Origin of the sequence: Kitasatospora sp. NPDC057500 (assembly GCF_042802195.1) — a bacterium.
In the GTDB taxonomy this organism is placed as follows: domain Bacteria; phylum Actinomycetota; class Actinomycetes; order Streptomycetales; family Streptomycetaceae; genus Kitasatospora.
Genome location: NZ_JBHVER010000007.1, coordinates 5,638 through 24,782, shown reverse-complemented (window position 1 = coordinate 24,782; position 19,145 = coordinate 5,638). Strand labels below are relative to the sequence as shown.

Genomic DNA, 19,145 nt, shown 5'->3' with positions numbered 1-19,145 from the left:
GCGACCGGCGGGTGGGTGTGGGCGGGGGCGGGCTACACGGTGCTGGCGATCCAGGCGACGGTTTCGAGGGTGTGGGGGCCGTCGGAGAGGGCGGAGCCGCGGCCGACGAGCTCGTTCATGCGGATCTTGAAGCCGGTGGTGGTGACGTCGGCGATGCGGAGGCCGGGGGTGTCGGGGCCGTTGAAGGTCTGGACGAAGGGCACCACGAGCACCTCCGAGCCGGTCGGGAAGGGGGTGGGGAAGGTGACCTGGGTGAAGGTGGAGGTGCCCCCGCCGCTGAGCGCCGAGCGGCTGGTGGAGTCGAGCTGGAGCGTGCCCGTCTGGATCATGCTCATGGTCTCCGCCTTTCGTTGCCGTCCCGTGCGGGACTTGCAGGGGAGTTGCCCGCATTGATCCGCGTTTAGAGCACAAGTCGCCGATACGGGCGAACTGTTCGGGTGCGACTTGTCAAGCGTGGCGTGCGGGGGTTATCCCGGGCGAGTTCGGCGTACGGCGGCTGGCGGGTTGTCAAGCCCGCACCGGATCCGGCCGTTCGGCAGTAGCCTCGGCGGTGTTAACGACGGTCTTGGGAAGGCGAATTGGAGGTGGCCGTGGCCCGGGACGGGGACGGGGACGGCGTGGCCGGTGGGGACGGCGGTCCGCTGCACGAGCGGGAAGCCGAGATCCGGTCGGCCAGGCAGGCGGTCCGGGCACTGACCGGGCCCGGCGGGACGGGGCACGGCGAACTGCTGGTGTACACCGGCGCGGCCGGGCTGGGCAAGACCGCGGTGCTGACCGAGGTGCGGCGGGAGGCGAAGCGCGCGGGGTGCACCGTGCTGTTCGCCCGGGGCGGGGAGCGGCAGCGCCACGAGCCGTTCCGGGTGGTGCGCCAGCTGGTGCGGCCGGTGCTGACGGCGTTGGCCGGCGCGGAGCGGGCGCGGGTGTTCGGGCCCTGGGAGGACATCGTCGGTCCGGCGGTGGGACTGCAGCCGCCGGGAGGGCAGCTCGACCCGCAAGGCGTGCGGGACGGACTGGACTTCGTGCTCACCGGCCTCGTCCAGCGGCGGCCGCCGGTGGCCGTGATCGTCGACGACCTGCACTGGGCCGACCCGGAGTCGCTCGCCTGGCTGGCCAGTTTCGCGGTGGGCGCGCGGGAGTTGCCCGTCCTGCTGGTGCTCGCGTGCCGCGACGAGTTCCCCGACGACGCGCTGGCGCTCCAGCGCGGCCTCGTCGGCCGGGCCGACCGGCGGCACGAACTGCGCCCGCTGCGACCGGCGTCGGTCGCGCGGCTGGTCCGCGCCGCGCTGGGCACGGGAGCGGAGGACGCCTTCTGCCGCCACGTCTGGGCGGTCACCGCCGGCAACCCGTACGAGACCACCGCGCTGCTGCGCGAGGTGGCCGGCCAGCGGCTCGACCCGATCGAGGAGAGCGCCGCCCAACTGCGCGAACTCGCCGCCGGAACGCGGGGGATGACGCTGCGGCACTGGCTGGACCGGATCGGCCCGACCGCGGTGCGGTTCGCCTGGGCCGCCTCCATGCTGGGCACCGACATCCGCCCCGACCTCGCCGCCGTCATCTGCGCCCAGGGCCCGGAGACCGCAGCCGAGTCCGTCCGCGAGCTGTGCCGGCACGGCGTGCTGGTCGCCACCCCGGGCGGACGGCTGGAGTTCGTCCACCCGCTGATCGCCACCTCCGTCTACCGGTCGATGCCCTCCGCCACCCGCACCGGGATGCACGGGGTCGCCGCCGTCGAGACCGAGAACGCCGGCCTCGGGCTGCTGACGGCCTCCCGCCACCTGCTGGAGACCCTGCCCGAGGGGGACCCCGCCATCGTGGCCAAGCTGCGCCAGGCGGCCCGCGAGCACCTGGCCATCGGCGCGCCCGAGGCGGCCCAGCGCTGCCTGCGCCGCGCCATCAGCGAACCGCCCGCCGCCCGGGACCGGGCCGAGGTGCTCTACGAACTCGGCTGCTCGGCCCTGCTCACCGACCCGGCGACCACGGTCAACCAGCTCCGCCTGGCGCTCGCCGACCCGTACGGGCTGGGCCCGGAGCGGCGGATCGACGCGATCTTCCGGCTCGCCCAGGCCCTCGCCCACAGCAACCGGCTCGGCGACGCCGCCGCGGTCTGCGCCGACGAGGCCGCCCGCACCCCGCCCGGCCCGGGCCGCCTGCGCCTGGAGGTCGCCCACTTCATGTTCGCCGCGTTCCAGTCGGAGGACCCGGACGGCCCGGGCCGCTCGCGCCGGCTGGCGGAGTTCGACCGGATGCTCGCGACCGTCGGCCTGGCGTTCAGCGACCTCGTGGCGGGCGGCGGGACGTCGCCGGAGGAGGCCGTCTTCGAACACACCGGCCTGGCCCACGCGGTGGCCGTGCTGCGCTGCTGGGACCTCACGCTGCGCGGCGCGGACCGCGAGGAGGCGATCGCGCTGGCCGACTCCGCGTTGCCCGGCGGCCGGCTGCCCCCCAGCCTCGGCTGGACCAACACCGTCTGGGGCTTCGAACTGCCCGGGATCCTCGGCATCAGCTACCTCTACGCCGACCGCGTCGACCGGGCGGAGGAACTGTTCACCGAGGCGGTCCGCGCCTACGAGGTCGCCGGGTGGAGCGGCGGCCACCTCGGCTTCGCCTACCTGCTGACCGGCATGCTGCGGTTCCGCTGCGGCGCCCTGGCGGACGCGGAGGACTACCTGCGCCGGGCCCTGCGGATCGCCGAACGGATCGGCCCGGGCGTCCCGTTGCACTGGGACGCGGTCGGCGCGCTGGCCGAGACCCTGGCCGCGCGCGGCCGGGTGCCGGAGGCCCTGGAACTGGCGCGCGAGCACGCCTTCGGCCCGCCGTACCCGACGGTGATGGTGCTGCCCGACGCCCCCACCCTGTACGGCCGGCTCCTGCTCGCCCGGGGCGACACGGCCGGCGCGACCGCCACCTTGACCGCCGCCGGCGAGGCCCTGGACGCGCGCGGCTGGCGCAACACCGTGTGGGCGCCGTGGCTCGGCCACCTGGCGCGCGCGATCGCCCCCGACCAGCCGGACCGCGCCCGCGACCTCGCCGAGGAGGCCGTCCGCCGGGCCCGGGCGACCGGCACGGACTCGGCCATCGGCAGCACCCTGCGGCTCTGCGCGGCAGTGCACGAGGGACCGCGCGCGGCCGACCTGCTCACCCAGGCCGTCCGCCACCTGGAACGCTCACCCGCCCGCTACGAACTCGCCCTCGCGCTGGTCGACCTGGGCGAGTCCCTGGGCCCCACCCCGGCCGCCCGGACCACCCTGGCCCGCGGCCTGGAACTGGCCGCCCACTGCGGCGCCGACGCCCTCACCACCCGCGCCGGGATCCTCCTGGAGGCCGTCGCGGCCGTCTGACGCACACGCGGGACCAGTCGGGAGTCGGCACCCGTCACCATGGGCGGATCGTTGTCCCCGGACTTGGTCAAGGCCGCTCCCGCGCGCCCCCGGTACGGCTAGCCTGTCGTCCACCGCGGACGGACAGCCGGCGCCGTCCGGGATCGCTGGGGGGCGGTTGTGGTCGAGCAGTTGTTGGTTGACCTGGGCGCGGACGGGCGGATGTCCGTGACGGAGTGGCCGCCGGGGGAGGCCTTCCCGGGACCAGCGACGGACGGGACGGAGCTGCGCTGGCCCCTCGACCGCGAGGACCTGGACGAGCTGCGCTGGTACCTGGAGGACTACCTGCAGGCGCCGTTCGGAGTGTACGGCGACCGGGGCCGGGCGGTGGAGCGCCGTCTTCCTGCCTGGGGCGCGGCGGTGTTCGCGACGCTGTTCGGGGCGGGGCCGGGCCGGGACGCCTACCTGAGGGCGCGGGCCCGGGGCGACCGGCTGGAGATCGTGCTGCGCTCGGAATCCGCCGAGCTGCTCGGGCTGCCCTGGGAGTTGATGGCCGACCCGGCCCGCCCGTCGCCACTGGTCCTGGAGGGCGTCGCCGTCAGCCGTCGTCTGTCGACTACGGCGCTCGGGAAGGTCTTCGAGGCCGGCGGCTCACGGCTCCGGGTCCTGATGGTGATCGCCCGGCCGGACGGCACGGAGGACGTCGGCTTCCGGATGATCGCCCGCCCGCTGTTGCGGCGGCTGGAGGCGGTCCGGGGCGAGGTGGACCTCGTCGTGCTGCGCCCGCCGACCCTGGCGCGGCTCGGCGAGGTGCTGGCCGAGGCGCGGGCGGAGGGCAGGCCGTTCCAGATCGTGCACTTCGACGGGCACGGGGTGTTCGGCGAGGAGGCCCCCGACGAGCAGCCCGTTGTCAGGCTCGATCCGCTGCGCTTCGACGGACCGGGCCCCCGGGGCATGCTGGTGTTCGAGCAGGAGGGCGGCGGCCCGGACCTGGTGTCGGCCGAGCGGGTCGCCCGGGTGCTGGCCGATGCCAGGGTTCCCCTGGTGGTCCTGAACGCCTGCCAGTCGGCCGCGATGGCCTCGCAGGTCGAGGCGGCAGTGGCGACCCGGTTGCTCCAGGAGGGCGCCGCGGCCGTGATCGCGATGGCGTACAGCGTCTACGCGGTGGCGGCCGCCGAGTTCATGACGGCCTTCTACGATCGACTGTTCGCCGGTGACCGGGTGGCGGAGGCGGTGGCGGCCGGGCGCCGGCGGCTGGCCGTGCACAACGGCCGGCCTTCGCCGAAGGGACCGCTGCCGCTGGCCGACTGGGTCGTGCCGGTGCTGTACACCAGGAGCGAGGTGGCCCTGCCCGGACTGAGGGGCACCGGAGGAGCGGATCCGGCCCCGCGCCCGGCGAACCCCGGCCAGGGTCCTTCCGGGCCCGACGGCAGGGGCGGTCCCGACGCGGCGGCGCGGGACGACCTGGCGTCCGTCGGGGAGTTCGTCGGCCGGGACGGCCTGCTGTTCCGATTGGACGTGGGCGCCCGTCTGCGGGGGGTGGTGGTCCTGCACGGCCCTGGAGGTGCGGGCAAGACCGAACTGGCGAAGGCCTTCGGCCGCTGGTACGGCGAGACCGGTGGCGCGGACGGTGCGCGGTCCGTGGTCTGGCACTCGTTCGAACCCGGGGCGTCCTCCTTCCGACTGGCCAACGTGATCGACCGCGTCGGCCGGCAACTGCTGGGTGCCGAGCGGTTCGACCCCCTCGGTCCCGAGGAGCGGCGGGAGGCCGTCGAACGCGAACTGGCCACCCGGCGAGCACTGCTGATCTGGGACAACGTCGAGTCGGTGTACTCGATGCCGTACCCCGGCGGAGCGACTCCGGTCCTGGCGGAGGCGGAGCTGGCCGAACTGCGGGCGTTCCTCGAACGGGTGGCGCGCGGTGGGCCGAGCGCCGTGGTCCTCACCAGCCGCACCCCGGAGGACTGGCTGGGCCCGCAGCCGCTCCGCATCGGCGTCACGGGCCTGGATCCCGGGGAGGCCTCCGAGTACGCCGAGCGAATCCTGGCCGCCTACCCCGGTGCGCGGCGACGGCGGGAGCAGCGCGCGTTCGGCGAACTGATGAACTGGCTGGGCGGCCACCCGCTGAGCATGCGCCTGGTCCTTCCGCACCTCGACGAGCGGGACCCCGGCCAGGTGCTGGCCGCGCTCGTCGAGGGCGAGGCCAGGCTGCTCGGCGATGCGGGCGGGGCGCGTGCGGCGTCGCTCGCGGCCAGCATCGCCTACTCGCTGGCCCACCTGCCGGACGCCGACCGACGGGCGCTGTCGGCGGTCGCCCTGTTCCACGGCTCGGTCGACCTCAAGGTGCTCGACATCTTCTCGGCGGACCCCGCTCTTCCCGCCCGCTTCCAGGACCGCTCCTACGAGGACTGGCGCCGCCTGCTGCGGCGGGCGGCGGGCATCGGGCTGCTCACCGAGACGTCGAGCGGGGCCGTGTTCCTGATCCACCCGGCGCTGCCGCCCCACCTCTCCGCCCAATGGCGGGCGGAGGAGCCGGACTACGCCGCCCAGCACGAGACGGCGCTGCGGACGCTGATCAACACGCAGGCCGGCTACTGCGAGTACGTCCGGGCGAAGTCGGAGGGGACGAACGCGGCACTCGCCATGGCCGTCGTGGGCGCCCAGCGACGGACAGTGGCGACCCTGTTCGGCCAGGCCCTGGAACGGGGCCTGTGGGGGCAGGCGCTGGCGATCGTCCGGCCGTTGGACGACTACTGGGACGCGCGCGGCCTCTATGAGGAAGCGAGTGGGTGGGTGGACCACGCGCGACTCGTCCTGGAACGGGCCGACGGCAGCCCGCCGCCGCTGGACAGCCCGGCCGGTGTGCTGTGGGCCTTCCTGGTGTCGACGGAGGCGAGCCGCCTGCGACAGACGGGCCGGACGGACGACGCCGAACGGATCGTCCGGACGTTCCACCGCGCCGCCGAGGCACTGCCGCCCGGCCCGGGTCGGCTCCACGCCCTCGCCCAGTGCTACCAGAACCTGGGCAGCCTCGCGATGGCCCGGGCGCGGTGGACGGACTCCGAGCGGTGGTACCGCCGCTGCCTCGAAGCCTCCAGTCGGCTCGGGTACGCCGCGCAGGTCGCTTCCTGCCTCCACCAACTCGGTTTGATCGCCAGTGCGCGAGGCCGGATGACGGAGGCCGAGGAGTGGTTCCTGAAGGCGCTTTCGGGATTCGAGGGGCGGGGCGACCGGCTTGCGGAGGCCCAATGCTGCCTGAGCCTCGGCACCGTGGCCCAGCAGCAGGGGCGATTCGAGGACGCCCGGGGATGGTACGGGCGGACGAGGAGCCGTGCCGAGGAACTCGGGCACTGGCCCCTACTGCTGTCCGTCTGCCACCAGTACGCCACCATGGACACCGACCTCGGATGGCTGGAGGAGGCCGAGGAGTGGTGCAGGCAGGCCCTGCTGCTCTCCGAGTCGCTCGGTCATCCGCCCAACACGGCCGGAGTCCACCACCAACTCGGTGTCATCGCCTCGATGAGGAACCGCCTTGAGGAGGCCAAGGCCTGGCATCTCAAGGCCCTGGAGATCCGTGAGGCGTTGGGCGACCCGCACGGAACGGCGGACAGCCACCACCAGCTCGGGATCGTCGCCACCCAGCGGGGAGAGCTGGAGGAGGCCGTGGAGTGGTACACGCGCTCCAGGGAGGTCCGGGAGGAGATCGGCGACCACGCGGGTCTGACGGTGACCTACCACCAGCTCGGCCTGACGGCGCAGACCGGTGGCCGGCTGACCGAGGCCGAGGACTGGTACCGCCGTGAGCTGGCCCTCTGCGAGCAACTCGGCGACGTCCCGGGGACGGCGCGCACCTGCACGATGTACGGCCAGCTCGCGGAGGAGCAGGGGAAGCCGGGGGAGGCCCTGGAGTGGCTGGTCCGCGCCGTGACCTGCTTCGAGGAGTTCCCGCACCCCTTGGCCTGGCAGGCCGCCCACAGCCTGAAGCTGTTGACCCGCGACCACGGCGTGCCGGCGCTGGAGAGGGCCTGGCGGTCGGTCACCGGCCGGCGGCTGCCCGCAGCCGTGCGCGCCCACCTCCGAAGCTGACCCCCCGACCCGACCCACCCCGACCCGACCCACCCTTGCGCCCACCGACACCACAGGAGAGCGATCACCCATGACCGACCCGATCGAGGCCGGTGCCCGCGCCGCCGCGCAGCGCCTCACCACGCCCCGCACGCCCTCCCTCCCGATCGACGTCGAGGCCGCCCTGCACGCCCGCGGGGCAACCACCCGTCCCGGCCGCTACCTCGACCCCATCGCGCTCGGATCCCTCGTTGTCGCCGCCGCCACCCTGGCCTGGGGCGTCTACAAGGACCTCCGGAAGCAGACCCCCGACCCGAGTCCCGAGGTGGTCACCCGTACCGTCCGCGTCCAACTGGAGTCGACCGACCCCACCCTGGCCTCCCTCCCGCCCGGGGAGCGGCAGCGCATCCTCGCCATCGTCGTGGAGGAGACCCTCAACGTGGCAGCCTCAAACCAGGAGGCCACGCCCACCGACTGACCGGGCTCAGGCGTAGATCCCGGCGTAGAGGTCCTCGATCTGGGCGGCGGTGGGGACGGCGGGGTTGTTGGCGGGGGAGCCGGAGGCGAGGGCCTGGGTGGCCATGAGGGGGGTGAGGCGGGTCCAGGTGTCCTGGGGGATGCCGTAGCCGCGGGGGGTGGGGACGTGGAGGTCGTGGCAGAGGGTGCGCAGGGCGTCGACGAGCTTGTCGGCGGCGGTGGCGTCCGGGTCGGCGGCGGTCGCGGCGCCCAGGGCGCGGGCGCAGTCGGCGTAGCGGGCGGGGGCCGCGTGGACGGAGAAGGCGGTCACGGCGGGGAACAGCATCGCGTTCGACAGGCCGTGGGCGACGTGGAAGTGGGCGCCGATCGGGCGGCTCATGCCGTGCACCAGGGCGACGCTGGAGTTGGAGAAGGCGATGCCGGCCTGGGTCGCGGCGAGCATCATGGCCTCGCGCGCCTCGGCGTCCGCGCCGTTGGCGTAGGCGCGGCGCAGGTGGCGGCCGATGGTGGCGATCGCGGTGAGGGCGAGGCCGTCGGAGAAGGGGTTCGCCCGGCGGCTGACGTAGGCCTCGACGGCGTGGGTGAGCGCGTCGATGCCGGTGTCGGCGGTCAGCCGGGGCGGCATCGACATGGTCAGCTCCACGTCGACCACGGCGGCGATCGGCAGGAACGCCGGGCCGGGACAGAGCATCTTCTCGTCCGTCGCGCTGTCGGTGATGACGGTGAACCGGGTCGCCTCCGAGCCGCTGCCGGCCGTGGTCGGGACGGCGATCACCGGCAGCGCGGGCCCGTGGTTGACGCGCGGCGCCTTGTAGTCGCTCATCCGGCCGCCCTGCACGCCCAGCAGGGCGAGGGCCTTGGCGCTGTCCATCGGGCTGCCGCCGCCGAACCCGATCACCGAGTCCGCCGCGTGCTCGTGCAGCGCCGCGATGCCCGGGACGAGGGAGTCGGTGGTCGGGTCCGGCACGGTGTCGGCGAACACCCGCGGGTGCAGCCCGGCGCCGGTCAGCGTCGCCGTCAGGCGCTCCGCCGCACCGCTCGCGACGAGGAAAGCGTCGGTGACGACGAGGGGGCGGCTCAGCCCCAGCTCCTGGAGGACGTCGCCCAGTTCGGCGGCGGCGCCGCGGCCGATGCGCATGATCCGCGGCAGGGAGAGGCCGGCAACCATGGGGAACCCCTCGGTGGTGGGAATGGGGCTTCGACTCTGGCGCCGGCGCGGGTGTGCGTTCAAGCGCCAATCGTGCAGACGGGGTGTGCGCGAATGCAGATACGCTGTTCCGGTGCCCCCCAGTTCCCGCCCGCTCGGCGACCGGCTCCGCGCGGACGACCTCCGCCACCTGCTCGCGGTCGCCCGCACGGGGCGGCTGGTGAGCGCCGCCGACGCGCTCGGCGTGGACCACACCACCGTCTCCCGCCGCATCGCCGCACTGGAGAAGGGCCTCGGCGTACGGCTTCTCGAACGCGGCACGGAGGGCTGGGCCCTCACCGACGCGGGGAAGGCCGTCTGCGAGAGCGCCCAGGAGATCGAGGACGCCCTCGCCCGCGCCGTCGACGCGGTCTCCGGCCAGGACGCGCCCTCCCTGCACGGCACCGTCCGGGTCAGCGCGCCGGACGGCTTCGGCACCGTCTTCGCCACCCCGGCGCTGACCCGGGTGCGTCGGCGCCATCCCCGCTTGCAGGCCGAACTCATCACGGCGACCCGGCAGTTGCCGCTGCGCCCGGCCGGTTTCGATCTCGCCGTGACGATCGGAAGACCGCCGCGCAGCCGACTGGTCACCGAGCACCTCACCGACTACGCCCTCGGGCTGTACGCGGGGGAGGAGTACCTGGCGCGGCGCGGGGCCCCCGGCACGGTCGGCGAGTTGCGGGAGCATCCACTGGTCTTCTACATCGAGTCGATGCTCCAGGTCGGCGACCTCGACATCGAACGCCATCTGCCGGGCGTCACCACCGCGTTCTCCTCCACGAACGTGTTCGCCCAGGTCGAGGCCACCCGCCTCGGCGCCGGTGTCGGGGTGCTGCCCGCCTTCCTCGCCGAACGCGCGGGCCTGCGGAGGCTGTTGGCCGAGGAGGTCGACATCCTGCTGCCGATCACCCTGGCCGTACGGCGGGAGGCGGTGACCCGGCCGGCCGTCCGGGCGGTGCGCGACGCCCTGCACCAGGAGGTCGCCGACCGCGCCGGCGAACTGCTCCCGTAGCGGTCGGGCGGGAGCTCCGGGACGGACAGGCGGGCAGGCGGGCAGGACTGACAGGCGGACAGGACGGAGGAGAGCCGCCGGGTCGGTGCCGGTCGTGATGCCGAGGACGGCCTCGGACAACGGTCCGTGAGGCCGTCGTAGGGACGCTGCACGCTCGGGCCGCACAGCGTCCGGGTCGCCGGCTCCGGCCTCGGCTGCCCCGACTGGCCGATGTGCACCGACAGCACGCTCGCGCCGACCGCCGGGGCCGGGCCGTCCGAGGGCGTCCAGCGCCTGGCGACGGCCCTGGCCGGATCGTCGAATTCACCGACCGGCTGCGGCCAGCGAGTCCGGTGATGTCCTCTCCGTCCTCCTCCGGTGAATTCGATCCGGTGCCGGCCGGGATCCGCGAACAGCGCAGCCGAAAGTGCCTACCCGCTCGCTCCCAAGCCGCTGCGATTTCCGATCAGTGGACCGGGTGGAGAAATGCCGTCAGTTTCTCCCCTCCGGAAAGGGCCCGGCCCGGGGGCGGCGCCCGACCCCCGGTGGGGATCGGGTCGGGGCCGCCCCCGGGCCCGGCCGGGGGCCGCTCGGGGACCGGTCAGCCGGCGGCCGGGGTGGTCGCGTTGCCGCTGTTGCGGCGGCGCAGGTAGACGATGCCGAGACCGGCGGCCAGCACGGTGGCACCGGTCGCGGAGGCGACCTGGGCGTTGATCATGGGAATGGGGACGGCCGGGGACGCGCCTCCGCACTCGGCGTGACCGATGATCAGATTCGCGCCGTTGAGGGCCGGCAGCAGGGTGAAGTGCACGGCGTTGACGGACAGCACGCCGTCGGCGTCGGTGGTCTGCTCGTTGAGGACGGCCGTGCCGATGCCGGGGATGCTGACCGTGGTGTTCGCGGGGGCGTTGGCCTGAAGCGAGACCGGGGGCAGCGGGAACGGCAGGGTGACGGTGCCGCTGGCGATGGTTCCGGACCCGGTGGCGCCGCTGGGGGTGGCGGTGCAGGTGGAGTTGATGCCGGTCAGGGCCGCGCTGCCGAGCGGGCCGAAGTCGATGCCGAGGCTGTCGACGGTGGCGCTCGCGGAGGAGGTTCCCGTGGTCGGGTCGCCCGCGGTGGTCGCCGTCAGGGTGTCGTTGGTGGCGAAGGGGCCGGCGGAGAGGCCGGCCAGGGTGGTGGTGCCGCCGGGCGGATAGGTGGAGGTGGGGGTCGGCGGTACGGAGGCCAGGCTGCCGAACGCGTCGGCGGAGACGACGTAGGCATAGGCCTCGGGGGAGGTGAGCGCGGCGTACGCCGGGCCCGCCACCGAGGTCAGGAGGGCGGCGGCGAGCGCGGACCCGGCCAGGAAACGGGTGCGCATGCGTGTTCTCACAGGGGGGCCTTTCTTGCGGAAGGGGGGTTGGCGGAGGGGCACAACCAGAGTGCGCACCCGATGTCATATATGTGTTATTTTCTTACGTTTCGTGAGGGCGTTTCCTGGATTTCCCCCGAGCGGCCCATCGGCGGACACCGACAGGTACCGGTGGACGCCGGTGAGCCGACGCACCCTCAGAAAGCGGCGCTCCGGCCGCCGGAACCGACCGGCTCGCCGAGGTCGCCGAGGTCGCCGAGATCGCCGAGGTCGCCGAGATCGACGAGGTCGATGGGATCGACGTGGGGCGGCAGCGCGGTGCGGGCGGTCTTGTGCCAGGAGTCCTTGCGCCGCAGGATGCGCCAGAACGCGCGGACCGCCACGACGTACGTCGCGGCGGCGTAGAGGGCGAGCGCGAGGCCGTAGCCGACGGCGGCGTGCAGGCTGATGCCCGGCTCGCACCGTCGGCGGTACAGCGGCCCCCAGAGCGCGAACTCGCCGACCCCGATCAGCAGGTAGATCAGCAGCAGCGGTGCGCCGCCGTGCTGGAGGAAGGCCAGCGTGAACTCCGGGTAGGTGGCGGCGTTGTAGGAGAACGCGAGGATCGGCACCAGGTAGGCGACCAGGCCGACGAGCTGCAGCCAGGGCTGGGCCATGAAGTACAGGACCTCCAGGAACCCGAGCGTGGTGAACTCGCGGGAGCCCCAGATCGAGCGCATGTAGCGGGCGCACTGCATGGAGCCCTGGGCCCAGCGCACCCGCTGGGTGAGCAGCTGCCGCATGTTCCACAGCGCCTCCTGGTCGACCCAGGCGTCGGTGGTGTAGCCGTTGCGCCAGCCGGCCAGCATCAGCCGCAGGCCCAGCTCGAAGTCCTCCAGCAGGGCCTTGCCCCACGGCCGTCCGTTGTCGAGCCCGATGGAGTCCAGGGCCGCCAGCCGGGTGAGCTGGCCGTTGCCGCCGACGTTGACGGTGCCGGTGCGGCGCCGGGTGATCTGCATGGCCGAGATCGGTCCGCGGAACTCCAGGTCCTGGAGGCGGGCCAGCAGCCGGGCGCAGCGGTTGGTGATCCGCCCGCGTCCGGGCAGCGGGGTGGCGACGTCGCGGTTGGACATCCGGACCTCGACCTGGACGGCGCCGATCAGCGGATCGCCGAAGTAGGCGTCGCCGGCGCAGACCTCGAACGTGTTCGGGGCGGGGCGGCCGTCGGCGTCCAGGACGCAGACGATCACCCGGTCGGGGTCGGTCCCGGACCACAGCTCGGCGTTCATGGCCCGGTAGGCGGCGTTGAGCGCGTCGCCCTTGCCGGTCCGCGCCTCGGGCAGCCGCCGGGAGACCAGGTGCACCGGCCGGCCGGCCCGCGCCCTGGCCCGGACCAGTTCGGCGGTGCCGTCGGTGGAGTGGTCGTCGACCACCCACACGGTGGCCTGCGGGAAGTGGCGGTCGAGGTGGTCGAGGGTGGTGCCGATGACGGCCTCCTCGTCCCGGCAGGGGATGAAGAAGTGCCACTCGAAGGCGGTCGGGTCGCCGGACGGCAGTGAGCGGGCGCGCAGGTAGTTGCGCACGATGACCGCGACGTACGCCAGGAAGCTGACGCCCAGGACGAAGGAGAGTGAGACCGAGGTGTCGAGGAGGGTCACTGTCCGCGCTCCTCGCCGTCACGGCCGGGCCTGCGGGCGATGATGCGCAGGTAGACCAGGAACGCGGCGAGCGCGGCGGCCATCATCAGGACCGAGCCGAGCAGGACGTGCGCCCAGTCGAAGCCGGCCTGGCCGTGGTGGTGCTGCATGGCGACGATCAGGGTGAGGCGGCCGAGGTTGGTGGCCACCAGCATGGCGGCGGCCACCGCGAACGCCAGCAGCAGCCGCACCGGGCGGCGGGTGCTGAAGAGCAGCAGCAGGCCGGTCAGCAGTGCGAACGGGGCCGTGAGCATGGCGGTGCTGCAACCGGCGGTCAGCGCGATCCCGCGGTGCAGCCCGGCCTCGGTGCCCGCGTAGAGGACGGGGGCGCTCGGCCCGGCCAGCAGCAGCGTGCGCAGGCCCAGCAGGTGCTCGACCAGCCACGCCGCCGAGGTCAGCTCCTGGTGGCGGTAGAAGTGCTCGCCGGCGACGAGCATGCCGCTCGTGCCGAGCAGCACGGGTCCGAAGAACCGGCCCAGCAGCGTGGTGCGGCCCGCCACGGGCCTGCGTCGGCGCGTCGTCCAGGCCGACGACCCGGTCAGCGAAGAGGTCTCAGTGGTCACAGCGGCACTCCCGGGACGAGGGGCAGGAAGCGGGGCCGCCGCGCAGAAACGATTCTCTACGGCGGCCCGCACTCGTGGAACGGTTCACCCTTGGCCGCGCGCCTGGCGGTCCGATTCCCGGGCGTCCGCGGCCAGTCGGCCGCGGCGGATCATCGCGACGCCGGTGACCACCATCACCACCGCGACGGCCGCCGCGAGCCCGAGACCGGGCGTTCCGGTGGCGGCCAGTGCTCCGCCGACTCCGGCCGCCGGCGGGATCCCGCCGTGAATGTGTCCGTACACGAGGATTCCTCCATCTCCACCAGGTGGCCGACGCCGCTCGGTGGTGCCGGCCGGGACTCCCGATGGTGCTGGCCCGCCGCCACCGGAAGGGTGACGCCACGCGCCGCCCGGCGGGGAATCCACCCGCACGCCGCATCCCGCCGAACGCGCCGGCGACGACCCGCCGGCATTCCCGCGGCGCCGGTACCGGGGAATTCCGGGCGGCGCCGGCCGGAAGCGAATGCGGACCGTTCGACCGGTGCCCGGTCCGAGTGAACATTGGGCCGACAGGGGGACGTTGCCGAATTCCGGGCGGAATCGCCGCATTCGGGGGCCGTGCCGTGTCAATACTGCATCAATCCCCCCCTTGGCCCATATCACATTCGGAGAACTATGCCTTCCGCCGAGATCGCCCTGGTCTTCGGAACCCGGCCGGAGATCGTCAAGCTCGCCGGCGTCGCCCGCCATCTGGGGCCGCAGGCGAGGATCGTGTGGACCGGCCAGCACTGGGACGCCGGCCTCACCACCTGCTTCTTCGAGCAGTACGGCCTGCCCCGCCCCCACCACCTCCTCAACGGGGTCGGCGGCGAGGCCCGCGGCCAGCAGATCGGCCGCATGGTCGCCACCCTCAGCGACCACTTCACCAAGCGCCCCCCGGCGGCCGTCGTCGTCCAGGGGGACACCAACACCGCCGCCGCCGGCGCCCTGGCCGCGCACTGCGCAGGCGTCCCCGTCGTCCATGTCGAGGCGGGTCTGCGCTCGTTCGACAACGACATGCCGGAGGAGGCCAACCGCCGCATCATCGCCCCCGTCGCCGACCTGCACTGCGCCCCGACCCCCACGGCCGCCGCGCACCTGCTGCGCGAGGGCATCGCGGCCGAACGGGTCCTCATCACCGGGAACACCGTCGTCGAGGCGACGCTGGAGACCCTCCCCGCGGACGCCGACGCCCAGGGGCTCCTCGCCCGCCACAGGGTGACCCGGGACGCCTATGTGCTCGCCACCGTCCACCGCCCGGAGAACACCGACGACCCCGCGCGACTGGCCCAGCTCCTCGACCAGCTCGCCGCCGTCGACCCGCCCGTCCTGATGCCCCTGCACCCGCGCACCCGGGCCGCCATCGACCGGTACGGGCTGCGCCGCTCGGTCAACCGGCTGCGCCTGATCCCCCCGCTCGACCACGCCACCTTCCTGGCCCTGGCCCGCCACTGCCGCCTGCTCGTCTCCGACTCCGGCGGCGTGCAGGAGGAGTGCACCGTCCTCAAGCGCCCCCTGATCGTGGTCCGCAACTCCACCGAACGTCCCGAGGCGATCCGGGCCGGCTTCGCCCGCCTGGCCCAGCCCGGGCACCAACTCGCCCGTGCCTTACGCGAGATGCTCGCCGACACCGCGATCGCCGGCCGGCTCGCCCACATCCCCTCCCCGTACGGGGACGGCAGTGCCAGTGCCGACATCGTCGCCGCCATCCGCGATCGCTACCCCGTCCCCGGCCGCACGCCCGGCCCCCAGCTGCCGGCGCCCGGCCACACCGCCGACCAGACGCTCACGGCCACGGCCCAGCGGTTCTGAGAACCGGTCGATCTGCCGCTCCGTCAGCGGCGGCGGGAAGGACCTGACGGGGCGACGTCCCGTACCGCACGGTGCGCGCCGTCGCCCCGTCGCCTTCTCTGCGGCCCCGGGGGCTGACGCGGCGTCCGGGTGGCGGTTAGCCAGGTCGGCTCGGTCGTGTCCCCTGATGGGTCAGGTGGAGGTCCACTGAGGTGACGGATAGTAATTTTATGTGCACATATTGTTTCCATGACAAGAGACCTTCGCGGTCCGTCCCGGCTTCTGGCGCGGGCGGCCCGCCTTGTGACGACAGCAACCGTGCTGGGAGTCCTCAGCGCCGGCCTCGCCGGACTGCAGGCCCGGGCCTTACCATCGCCCCCGCCCCCGCCGGTCAGCACCGGTCAGCGGGTCCTGGCCGGCACGACGCTGCTCCAGGAGACGTTCACCGGGGCCACCGCGGACCCCCGTTTCACCGCCGTCGGCACCGCCTGCCTCACCGGCGCGCCGGTCGGCGTGCCCGGGCCGGGCAACCACCCGCTCACGGGCTGCCCGCTCATCGAGATCGGGCCGGTGCCGCCGGTGAACGGCGCGCCGCACGGATACCTCCAGATCACCGACGCGGGCTTCGACGAGGCCGGCGCGGTCCTCTTCGACCAGGCGCTGCCGGCCGGCAACGGCCTGGACGTCACCTTCGACCAGTGGCAGTACGGCAGCACCACGCCCGCCACCCCGGCCGACGGCATCTCCTTCTTCCTGGTCAACGGCGACACCTCGCTCGACCACCCGGGCGCCTTCGGCGGCAGCCTCGGGTACGCGCAGAAGCTGCCCGACGACAATGCGAGCCTCCCCTTCCTGCCCGGCGTCGACAGCGGCTACCTGGGCGTCGGCCTGGACGTCCTCGGCAACTACTTCGGCGACTGGGAGCACCGCGGCAACGGCTGTCCGACCCGTTCGCCGGCCGGGACCGGCTTCCGCATCCCCGCGCCCGGCCGCAACATGGTCACCGTCCGCGGCCCCGGTGACGGCACCACCGGCTACTGCTTCCTGACCGCGACCACCAGCAACTTCACCACCACCGGCCCGTGGCCCTCCACCCTGCCGGGCCAGTTGCAGGGTCCGCTGACGGTGCTGCCGCCGCTGGTGACCCCGGCGCAGGCGGAGACCCTGCTGGAGCCGTCCCGCCGTCAGGTGAACGTGCACCTGACCCCCGCGCCGTCGCCGGTCCTGACGGTCAGCGTCGACTTCAACGACGGCACCGGCATGCACCAGGTGCTGTCCACTCCGGCGCCCCAACCGGTGCCGTCCACCTACAAGTTCGGCTTCGCGGGATCGACCGGTGCGTTCACCGACGTGCACCTGATCCGCAATGTCACGGTCACCACGGAGCAGCCCCTGCCGGCCCTGAACCTGGTCAAGCAGGTGCGCCAGCCGCTGCCCGGGCTCATCACGGCCGGCACGTCACTCGACTACGACTTCGTGGTCACCAACTCCGGGAACGTCGCGATCACCAACCTGGGCGTCACCGACCCCAAGGTCGGGCCGGTCAGCTGCCCGGTGGTCACCCTGAACCCGGGTGAGACCGTCACCTGCACGGCCACCTACCAGGTGACCGTCGCCGACGCCCAGGCCGGCCAGGTGGTGAACACGGCGGTGGCCGGCGGAACCGCCGACGGGGCGCCCATCGAGTCGCCGCCCTCCACGGAGAACGTGCCGGTGGTGGCGCCGCCGGGCATCAACCTGAACAAGCAGGCCGACGCCCCGGGGCCGTTCACGGTCGGGTCCGTCGTGCCGTACAGCTACGTGGTCACCAACACCGGCGGTGTCCAGGTGGACGCCGTCAGCGTGATGGACGACAAGATCACCGACATCGCCTGTGACGCCACCACGCTGGCCCCGGCCGGCAGCCCCGGCGACAGCACCGTCTGCCACGGCCTCTACGTGGTCACTCAGGAGGACGCCGACATCGGCAAGGTCTTCAACACCGCCGTGGCGACCGGAATCGCCAACGGAAGCCCGGTCACCTCCCCTCCGGCCGAGGCCAGCGTCCCGGTGGAGTCCACGTCGGGCCTGACGCTGACGAAGGTGGCGAGCACGTCGGGTCCGGTGGACGTGGGGGATACGGTCACCTACACGTACACGATCGCCAACACGGGTACGACGACGCTGAGCGGTCTGATCCTCACCGATGACCACGTCGCGCTGCTGATGTGCGGGACGACGACCCTCCTCCCCGGGGAGTCCACGATGTGCACCGGCACCTATGTGGTGACGGCGGCGGACGCGGTGGCGGGGAGCGTGACGAACGTCGCGACGGCGGGTGCGGTGAATCCGTCCGGTGAGGTGCTCACGACTCCGCCGGCTGTGGTGACGGTTGTGGTGGCGCAGGTCGCGAGCCTGTCGTTGGTGAAGCAGGCGAGCACGCCGGGACCGGTGAACGTGGGCGACACGGTCACGTACACGTACACGGTGGCGAACACGGGTACTGCTGCTGTGAACAGCCTGACCGTGACCGATGACCGTGTGTCGCCGGTGACGTGTTCGGTGACTTCGCTGGCTTCCGGGGAGAGCACGACGTGCACCGGTAGCTACGTGGTGACGGCCGCCGACGCCGTGGTGGGACAGGTTCTCAACGTGGCGACGGCGAACGCGCTTGACCCGCAGGGTCAGCCCGTGGCGAGCCCGCCCGCGCAGGAGACGGTCGAGGTGACGGCTGTTGCCACCCTGTCCCTGACGAAGAAGGCGAGTACGCCGGGTCCGGTCGACGTGGGTGACACGATCACCTATACCTACACGGTCACCAACACCGGCACGGCCACCGTGAACAACCTGATCGTGACCGATGACCGTGTGTCGCCGGTGACCTGTTCGGCGACGACGCTGGCCGCCGGGCAGTCCACGACGTGCACCGGAAGCTATGTGGTGACGACCGTGGACGCGGTGGCGGGACAGGTTCTCAACGTGGCGACGGCGAACGGCTTTGACCCGCAGGGTCTGCCGGTGGCGAGTCCGCCGGCGCAGGAGACGGTTCTGGTGGCGTCGGTGGCGAGCCTGTCGTTGGTGAAGCAGGCGAGTACGGCGGGTCCGGTGAACGTGGGTGACACGGTCACCTACACGTACACGGTCACCAACACCGGTACTGCTGTTGTGAACAGCCTGACCGTTGCCGATGACCGGGTCTCGCCGATCACCTGCGCGGCGACAACCTTGGCCGTCGGTGAGAGCACGACGTGCACCGGCAGCTACGTGGTGACGACCGCAGATGCGGTGGCGGGCAGTGTCACGAACGTCGCGACGGCGAACGGTCTTGACCCGCAGGGTCAGCCGGTTCAGAGTCCGCCGGCGCAGGAGACGGTTCCGGTCGCGCAGGCTGCGAGCCTGTCCCTGACGAAGCAGGCGAACACTCCGGGCCCGGTGAATGTGGGTGACACGGTCACTTACACGTACACGGTCACCAACACCGGTACTGCTGTTGTGAACAGCCTGACCGTTGCCGATGACCGGGTTTCGCCGGTGACGTGCGCGGCGACGACCCTTGCTGCCGGGCAGAGCACGACGTGCACCGGTAGCTACGTGGTGACTGCTGCGGACGCCGCGGCGGGCAGTGTCACGAACGTGGCGACGGCGAACGGTCTTGACCCGCAGGGTCAGCCGGTTCAGAGTCCGCCGGCGCAGGAGACGGTTCCGGTCGCGCAGGCTGCGAGCCTGTCCCT

The 19,145-nt window shown here is 73.2% G+C and carries 12 protein-coding genes; 6 read left to right on the top strand and 6 right to left on the bottom strand.

Features of this window, described 5'->3' with window-relative positions:
• Positions 1–32: 32 nt before the first annotated feature.
• Positions 33–335, bottom strand: a complete 303-nt coding sequence (locus ACFU74_RS02880; RefSeq protein WP_380750757.1) for a hypothetical protein — start codon at positions 333–335, stop codon at positions 33–35.
• Between the two features lie 255 nt (positions 336–590).
• Between ACFU74_RS02880 and ACFU74_RS02875 the strand changes: the two genes are divergently transcribed.
• The 3 genes from ACFU74_RS02875 to ACFU74_RS02865 all read left to right on the top strand — a co-directional run bounded on the left by ACFU74_RS02875 (position 591) and on the right by ACFU74_RS02865 (position 7,860).
• Positions 591–3,338, top strand: a complete 2,748-nt coding sequence (locus ACFU74_RS02875; protein ID WP_380750754.1) for an ATP-binding protein — start codon at positions 591–593, stop codon at positions 3,336–3,338.
• A gap of 201 nt (positions 3,339–3,539) precedes the next feature.
• The gene (locus ACFU74_RS02870; RefSeq protein ID WP_380750751.1) at positions 3,540–7,403 is read left to right on the top strand and encodes a tetratricopeptide repeat protein; all 3,864 of its coding nucleotides are present in this window, start codon (positions 3,540–3,542) and stop codon (positions 7,401–7,403) included.
• 70 nt (positions 7,404–7,473) lie between these two features.
• The gene (locus ACFU74_RS02865) at positions 7,474–7,860 is read left to right on the top strand and encodes a hypothetical protein (RefSeq protein WP_380750748.1); all 387 of its coding nucleotides are present in this window, start codon (positions 7,474–7,476) and stop codon (positions 7,858–7,860) included.
• Positions 7,861–7,866: 6 nt separating this feature from the next.
• On the opposite strand, the gene ACFU74_RS02860 is transcribed toward ACFU74_RS02865, so the two are convergent.
• Positions 7,867–9,027 (bottom strand): iron-containing alcohol dehydrogenase, encoded by a 1,161-nt coding sequence (locus tag ACFU74_RS02860; protein WP_380750745.1) that lies wholly within the window; start codon positions 9,025–9,027, stop codon positions 7,867–7,869.
• A 112-nt stretch (positions 9,028–9,139) separates the two neighbouring features.
• On the opposite strand from ACFU74_RS02860, the gene ACFU74_RS02855 reads away from it, so the two are divergent.
• Positions 9,140–10,057, top strand: a complete 918-nt coding sequence (locus ACFU74_RS02855; RefSeq protein WP_380750742.1) for a LysR family transcriptional regulator — start codon at positions 9,140–9,142, stop codon at positions 10,055–10,057.
• A gap of 580 nt (positions 10,058–10,637) precedes the next feature.
• Here ACFU74_RS02855 and ACFU74_RS02850 read toward each other — a convergent pair.
• From ACFU74_RS02850 to ACFU74_RS02835, 4 genes are all read right to left on the bottom strand, one after another.
• Positions 10,638–11,396, bottom strand: a complete 759-nt coding sequence (locus tag ACFU74_RS02850) for a choice-of-anchor P family protein (RefSeq protein ID WP_380750739.1) — start codon at positions 11,394–11,396, stop codon at positions 10,638–10,640.
• Positions 11,397–11,584: 188 nt separating this feature from the next.
• Positions 11,585–13,024, bottom strand: coding sequence for a glycosyltransferase family 2 protein (locus ACFU74_RS02845; protein WP_380750736.1), 1,440 nt, complete (start codon positions 13,022–13,024; stop codon positions 11,585–11,587).
• On the bottom strand, positions 13,021–13,626 hold the full coding sequence (locus tag ACFU74_RS02840; protein WP_380750733.1) for an archaeosortase/exosortase family protein: 606 nt from the start codon (positions 13,624–13,626) through the stop codon (positions 13,021–13,023). The genes ACFU74_RS02845 and ACFU74_RS02840 overlap by 4 nt, the downstream gene beginning before the upstream one ends.
• Positions 13,627–13,710: 84 nt before the next feature.
• Positions 13,711–13,908, bottom strand: coding sequence for a hypothetical protein (locus tag ACFU74_RS02835; RefSeq protein WP_380750730.1), 198 nt, complete (start codon positions 13,906–13,908; stop codon positions 13,711–13,713).
• A gap of 372 nt (positions 13,909–14,280) precedes the next feature.
• Between ACFU74_RS02835 and wecB the strand changes: the two genes are divergently transcribed.
• Positions 14,281–15,456: a non-hydrolyzing UDP-N-acetylglucosamine 2-epimerase gene (wecB, locus tag ACFU74_RS02830; protein WP_380750727.1), complete on the top strand. Its 1,176-nt coding sequence runs from the start codon at positions 14,281–14,283 to the stop codon at positions 15,454–15,456.
• A gap of 228 nt (positions 15,457–15,684) precedes the next feature.
• Positions 15,685–19,145 (top strand): CARDB domain-containing protein (locus ACFU74_RS02825; protein ID WP_380750724.1); only part of this gene is annotated, 3,461 nt, incomplete at its 3' end.